Source organism: Azospirillum brasilense (genome assembly GCF_005222205.1).
Classification (GTDB): Bacteria; Pseudomonadota; Alphaproteobacteria; order Azospirillales; family Azospirillaceae; genus Azospirillum; species Azospirillum brasilense_G.
Genome location: NZ_CP032346.1, coordinates 1,839,096 through 1,845,095 on the forward strand (window position 1 = coordinate 1,839,096; position 6,000 = coordinate 1,845,095).

The window sequence follows — 6,000 nt, forward strand, 5'->3', positions numbered from 1 at the left end:
GCTTGCCGTGTCCTGCAGGCAGCCTCATATCAATGCGGTTTTGCAGACCGTTCCAAGGCCAACCCGTGCGTTTCCTCCCCCTGACCTTCGCCCTTTTCGTCGCCTTGGCGGCCCCCGCCGCCCTCGCCGCGGGCAAGTCCGGCTCCGTCTCCTCGCGCGAGTCGCGCATGGCCGACTGCGAGGCGGCGGAGAAGGGCGATCCGGAGGCGTCCTACCGCATGGCGCGGCGTTTCCTGTTCGGCGTCGGGGTGAGGCGCGACCAGCGGGTCGGCACGGCGTGGCTGCGCGCCGCGGCGTCGCGCGGCCACAAGGAGGCGCGGCGGCTGGTCGCCTACGTACCGGGCCGCATGGGCCATGTCCGTCCCTGGTGCCGCCCCGGCGCCGCCCCGCTGCGCGAGGCGCTGCCCCCGCCGCCGGAGATCATCGCGCTGGTCCACAAGACCGCGCCCCAGTACGGCCTCGACCCGGCGCTGGTCATGGCGGTGATCCGGGTGGAGAGCGCCTTCCGCTCCGACGCGGTGTCGCCGAAGGAGGCGGCGGGGCTGATGCAGCTCATCCCCGACACGGCGGAGCGGTTCGGCGTGTCCGACGTCTTCGACCCCGCCCAGAACATCCGCGGCGGCGTGCGCTACCTGCGCTGGCTCTTGGCCTATTTCCAGGGGGACGTTACGCTGGCCCTTGCCGGCTACAACGCGGGGGAGCGGGCCGTGGACCGCTTCCGGGGCGTTCCGCCCTACGAGGAGACGCGGAACTACGTGCGCGCCATCCGCCGCTTGTACGACGCGCCGCGGCATCCCTTCGACGCCGCGGCGGCCGACCCGTCGCCCATGGTCGTCCGGCAGGCGGCGGAACTGGCAAAGCCCGGCAAGGGCTGAGAACGAACCAACAGGGGAGGGGCCACCCGTGCCGATGTCCGAACGCAGCTTTCTCGGCCTCAGCGCGGCGGGGTTCCACCGCGTCGCCTACACCCAGTGGGGGCGCGAGGACGCGGCCCGCACCGCGGTCTGCGTGCATGGCCTGACCCGCAACGGCCGTGATTTCGACGCGTTGGCGCTCGATCTGGCCGACCGCTACCGCGTCGCCTGCCCGGATGTGGTGGGGCGCGGCAAGAGCGGCCGGCTGAGCAACCCGACGCTTTACGGCTACCCGCAATACTGCGCCGACATGGCGGCGCTGATCGCCCGGCTGGGGGTGGAGTCGGTGGATTGGGTCGGCACCTCCATGGGCGGGCTGATCGGCATGCTGCTGGCCGCCCAGCCCGACAGCCCGATCCGCCGGCTGGTGGTCAACGACATCGGCCCCTTCATCCCGAAGGCGGGCTTGCAGCGCATCGCCGATTACGTCGGCAAGGACCCGGTGTTCGAGGATCTGGCGGCGGTGGAGTCCTATCTGCGCTTCGTCCTGATGGGCTTCGGGCGGCTTTCCGACGAGGCGTGGCGCCACATGGCGGAGCACAGCGCCCGTCTGCGCCCGGACGGCTGCTACGGCCTCGCCTACGACCCGGCCATCGCCGAGGCCTTCAAGGCGCAGCCGATGGAGGATGTGGACCTGTGGGCGGTCTGGGACCGCATCCGCTGCCCGGTTCTGGTGCTGCGCGGCGCCACCTCGGACATTCTTCCGGCGGAAACGGCGGAGGAGATGACCCGCCGCGGCCCCACGGCCCGCCTGGTGGAGTTCGCCCACACCGGCCACGCCCCGGCGCTGATGACCGCGGACCAGATCGCCGCGGTGCGCGACTTCCTGCTGGAGGACTGACGGGGGTACCCCGGCGTGGGCGTGGCATGCGGCCCGGAATCCGGCTGGCTATGGCCGCGCTCCTGGCTTAGCATCGCTGCTACGGTTGCGCCGCAACGATGGTCCGGAGGCCCGACGCCATGAGGGGTTTCGCCGCGCTCGTCCTGTTGCCGTCCTTCATGTTGCTGTCTTTCGTCTCAGGGCCGGTTCAGGCCCGCGACGCGCTGGACTGGCTGGCGCGGGAGCCGGTGACCTTGCTCGACTGGGGCATGACCCGCCTGCGCGGCGACCTGCACGACACGGTGGACGGGTTGTCCCGCGATCTGCGGACGGAGGTGTCGCGCAGTGGCGTCTTCTACCGTTTCCAGGACCGGCGGATCGTCGCCTACGCCAACTTCGTCGATCTGCCGCGCAACCGGACCGAGGAGGTGTGCAAGGACGTCTACACCCGGTTGGCCGGCGCGCTGGTCCGCGGCGGGCCGCAAGGGGCCGGCGGGGCGGCCTGGTATCTGGAGAGCGTGTTCAGCCACGACACCCAGGGCGGCGACCGGCCCCAGGATCTCGGCGACCAGCTGGCGGACAAGGTGGTGTTGCAGGTGACCATCGGGCCGAAGCCGTCCCAGGCCTTCGACGATGGGCGCCGCATCACCTGCACGGGCCGGCTCGACGCCACGCCGGAGAACATCGCGCTCAAGAGCGAGGGGTGACGATGACGCGCGGCTGATGACGGCGGGCCTGCGCCGTCCTATAAGTGCGGCCATGACCGACGCCACGCCCGACTCCGCCCCCATGCCCGCTGTTTTCGACCCGCAGGCCCTGCCGCCGCTGCGCGAGGTGATCGCCCGCTTCGGGCTGGATGCCCGCAAGGCGCTGGGGCAGAACTTCCTGCTCGACCTCAACCTGACGGGCCGCATCGCGCGCTCGGCGGCGACATGACCGGCGTGACGGTCGTGGAGATCGGCCCCGGTCCGGGCGGGCTGACCCGCGCGCTTCTGGCGACGAAGGCGAAGCAGGTCATCGCCATCGAGCGCGACCACCGCTTCATCGAGGCGTTGCAGGACGTGATCCAGGCGGCGGACGGGCGGCTGTCCATCGTCGAGGGCGACGCGCTGGAGGTCGATCCCATTCAAATCGCGCCGGCCCCGCGGGCCATCGTGGCGAACCTGCCTACAACGTGGCGACGCCGCTGCTGATCGGCTGGCTGGGGCGGATCGATGAGTTCGTCAGCCTGACGCTGATGTTCCAAAAAGAGGTCGCGGACCGTCTGGTCGCCAAGCCGGGCAGCAAGGCCTACGGCCGCCTGTCGGTCATCACGCAGTGGCGGTCGGACGCGCGGGTGCTGTTCAACCTGCCGGCCAAGGCCTTCACCCCGCCGCCCAAGGTGGAGTCCACCATCGTCCACCTGACCCCGCGCGCCAACCCGGAGCCGGCGGAGTGGAAGGCGCTGGAGCAGGTGACCGCCGCCGCCTTCGGCCAGCGCCGCAAGATGCTGCGCCAGAGCTTGAAGAGCCTGGGGAACGCGGAGGCGTTGCTGGCCGCCGCCGGCATCGAGCCGACCGCGCGGGCGGAGGAGGTGGATGTGGCGGGGTTCGCGGCGCTGGCGCGGGCGTTCAAGGCGCGATAGGTCCTTGCCCCCACCCTGACCCTCCCCCGCTTCGCAGGGGAGGGGACAAATCTCCCTCCCTTGCGAAGCGGGGGAGGGAAGGGGCCCGCGGCGAAGCCGTGGAAGGGTGGGGGCCGTACGCCGCCGCCTTACAGCGCCGCCTGCACGCTCTCCACAAAGGCCGGCATCCCGACCTGCCGCGTCCGGCGCAGCCGCTCGGCGCGCAGGATGGCCTGGACCGCGGTGACGCTCTCGTCCACGTCGTTGTTGACGATCACGTAATCGTACTCGCCCCAGTGGCTGATCTCGTCCGACGCCTTGGCCATGCGCTGGGCGATCACCTCCGCCGAGTCCTGGCCGCGGGAGTGCAGGCGGCGCTCCAGCTCGGTGCCCGAGGGCGGCAGGACGAAGACGCTGACCAGATCGGCGCGGGCGTTAGCGGCCAGCTGCTGCATGCCCTGCCAATCGATGTCGAACAGCACGTCGCGCCCGGCGCTCAGCGCCGTCTCCACGGCGTGGCGCGGCGTGCCGTAGCAGTTGCCGAACACGCGGGCGTGCTCCAGCAGCTCGCCCTGGCCGGCCATGCGGTCGAACTCCGGCATGTCGACGAATAGTAATGGACGCCCGGTGCTCGCCGGGGCGCATCGGCCGGGTGGTGACGGACACCGACAGGGTGATGCCGGGGTCGCGGTCCAGCAGGCGGGCGCGAATGGTGGTCTTGCCCGCCCCGGAGGGGGAGACAGCACGAGCATCAGGCCGCGCCGGGCGATCTTCGTGTTCATGGTCTCAGGCATATGTCTCGGGCATGGGTCGGACGTCACTCGATGTTCTGGACCTGCTCGCGAAGCTGCTCGATGGAGGCTTTCAGCGACAGGCCGATGCGGGTCAGCTCCACGTCCGCGGACTTGGAGCACAGCGTGTTGGCTTCGCGGTTGAATTCCTGGCACAGGAAGTCGAAGCGGCGGCCGATGGCGCCCCCTCCGCCAGCATGTCGCGGGCGGCCTGGATGTGGGCGCGCAGCCGGTCCATCTCCTCGCGCACGTCGGCCTTGGCGATCAGGATGGCGGCCTCCTGGGCGAGCCGCTCCTCCGGCAGGCCGGGGCGGCGTCGAGCAGGGCGGCGACCTGGCTGCGCAGCCGTTCGCGCAAGGCTTCGGGCTGGTGTGGCGCAGGCGGCGGCGGCGGTGATCAGCCGCTCGATCTCGTCGAGATGGCCGTTCAGGACGGTGACCAGACGCGCCCCTTCCGCCAAGCGGGCGGTGACGAGTTCGCCGATCAGCCGGCCGAGGTCGGCCTTCAGCCGGCCTCCACCCGGTCCCGCGGTCGCCCTCGTCCTCTTCCACCGGCTCGATGATGCGCGGACGGCGAGCAGCGAATCGAGCCGCGGCGGGGCGGCCCCGGCGCCCTCGATCTCGCGCGCCAGCTCCAGCACCTGGGCGAGAAGCTCGCGGTTGATGCGGAGCTGCGACACCGACTGGCTGCGGGTGACGGTCAGGTTCAGGTTGACGCTGCGCGGGCCAGCCGCTTGGGGATCTCGGCGCGGGCGGCGGCCTCCAGCGTGTCGAAGCCGGCGGGCTGGCGGCAGCGGATGTCGAGGTTGCGCCCGTTGACGCTCTTCACCTCGAAGGTCCAACTGTAGCCGTCGGCATGCCCGTCCACGCGTGCGAAACCGGTCATGCTGGAAACGGCGGAGCGTTGGGCGGGCAAAGCGGCCTCGACGAGTATTTGTGGGATCGGGAGGCTCACGTTATAGCGTCGGGCGGCCAAGCAACAGCAGGGAAAAGGGGCATGCGCGATCCGCGCTCGATCGTCATCACCGGGGCGCGGCATCGGGGAGGAATTGGCCCTGGCCTACGCCGTCCCCGGCGTCGCGCTAGCCCTGAGCGGGCGCGACTCCGCAAGGCTGGACGCGGTGGCGGAGCGCTGCCGCGCGCCGGGGCGGCGGTGGAAACGGCGCTGGTCGACGCGGCGGACCGCGCGGCGATGGCGGGGTGGCTGAGCGCGCTGGACGCCCGCGCGCCGGTCGATCTGGTCATCGCGCGGAATCTCCGCCGGGGGCCGGGGTGGAGAGCGCCGAGCAGGCGCGGCGCATCTTCCAGGTGAATGTGGACGGCGTGCTGAACAGCGTCCACCGCTCTTGCCCGGCATGCAGGCGCGGCGGCGCGGGCAGATCGCCCTGATGGCTTCGCTGGCCGGCTTCCGCGGCATGCCCGGCGCGCCCGCTATTGCGCCAGCAAGGCGGCGGTGCGGGTCTACGGCGAGTCGCTGCGCGGCGATCTGGCGGGGCAGGGGATCGGCGTGACGGTGATCTGTCCGGGCTTCGTGAAAAGCCGGATGACCGCGGTGAACCGCTTCCCTGTGGAGACGGACATCAAGAGCGGGCTGGCCCGCCGGGCGCGCATCGCCCCCTGGCCGATGGCCGCCGCCGTGTGGCTGATGGCGGCTCTGCCGGTGGGACTGACGGATGTGCTGCGGCAGGCGCAAGGAATGAAGGGAAATCAGGGCTTGGCTTTCCAATAGCCCCAGACGGAGGCCGGCGGGACGTTCAGCGGGTGAAGCCCCGCTTGCCCTTGACGCCCAGCGCTGGTTCAGCGGCGACACGAGGCCGTAGGTGTAGAGAACGAAGCGCCCGCCCTCGGGCAGGATGCGGAAACAGGCCTCGAC

General features: G+C 71.3%; 4 protein-coding genes and 4 pseudogenes. 5 read left to right on the forward strand and 3 right to left on the reverse strand.

What is annotated here, in order from left to right; translation table 11 throughout:
- Positions 1-65: 65 nt before the first annotated feature.
- From D3869_RS22300 to rsmA, 4 genes and pseudogenes are all read left to right on the forward strand, one after another.
- On the forward strand, positions 66-875 hold the full coding sequence (locus D3869_RS22300) for a lytic transglycosylase domain-containing protein (RefSeq protein ID WP_137141952.1): 810 nt from the start codon (positions 66-68) through the stop codon (positions 873-875).
- A gap of 34 nt (positions 876-909) precedes the next feature.
- A complete protein-coding gene (locus D3869_RS22305) occupies positions 910-1,755 on the forward strand; it encodes an alpha/beta fold hydrolase (RefSeq protein ID WP_247895939.1) in 846 nt (281 codons plus the stop codon).
- 119 nt (positions 1,756-1,874) lie between these two features.
- Entirely contained in the window at positions 1,875-2,441 is a 567-nt protein-coding gene (locus tag D3869_RS22310; RefSeq protein WP_137140659.1) for a hypothetical protein, read from the forward strand.
- Positions 2,442-2,493: 52 nt separating this feature from the next.
- Positions 2,494-3,358, forward strand: a pseudogene (gene rsmA, locus D3869_RS22315) (16S rRNA (adenine(1518)-N(6)/adenine(1519)-N(6))-dimethyltransferase RsmA).
- Positions 3,359-3,486: 128 nt separating this feature from the next.
- Here rsmA and gmk read toward each other — a convergent pair.
- From gmk to D3869_RS34650, 3 genes and pseudogenes are all read right to left on the reverse strand, one after another.
- Positions 3,487-4,131: pseudogene (gmk, locus tag D3869_RS22320) on the reverse strand (guanylate kinase).
- 23 nt (positions 4,132-4,154) lie between these two features.
- A pseudogene (locus D3869_RS22325) lies at positions 4,155-4,807 on the reverse strand (endoribonuclease YicC domain-containing protein).
- 26 nt (positions 4,808-4,833) lie between these two features.
- Positions 4,834-5,013, reverse strand: a complete 180-nt coding sequence (locus tag D3869_RS34650) for a YicC/YloC family endoribonuclease (protein ID WP_349017886.1) — start codon at positions 5,011-5,013, stop codon at positions 4,834-4,836.
- A gap of 111 nt (positions 5,014-5,124) precedes the next feature.
- Here D3869_RS34650 and D3869_RS22330 point away from each other — a divergent pair.
- A pseudogene (locus D3869_RS22330) lies at positions 5,125-5,856 on the forward strand (SDR family NAD(P)-dependent oxidoreductase).
- Positions 5,857-6,000: the final 144 nt, after the last annotated feature.

Bases quoted from the DNA above. Each gene is read 5' to 3' on its own strand.
- D3869_RS22305 (WP_247895939.1), top strand. From the start codon at position 910: ATGTCCGAACGCAGCTTTCTCGGCCTCAGCGCGGCGGGGTTCCACCGC.
- D3869_RS22310 (WP_137140659.1), top strand. From the start codon at position 1,875: ATGAGGGGTTTCGCCGCGCTCGTCCTGTTGCCGTCCTTCATGTTGCTG.
- D3869_RS34650 (WP_349017886.1), bottom strand. From the start codon at position 5,013: ATGACCGGTTTCGCACGCGTGGACGGGCATGCCGACGGCTACAGTTGG.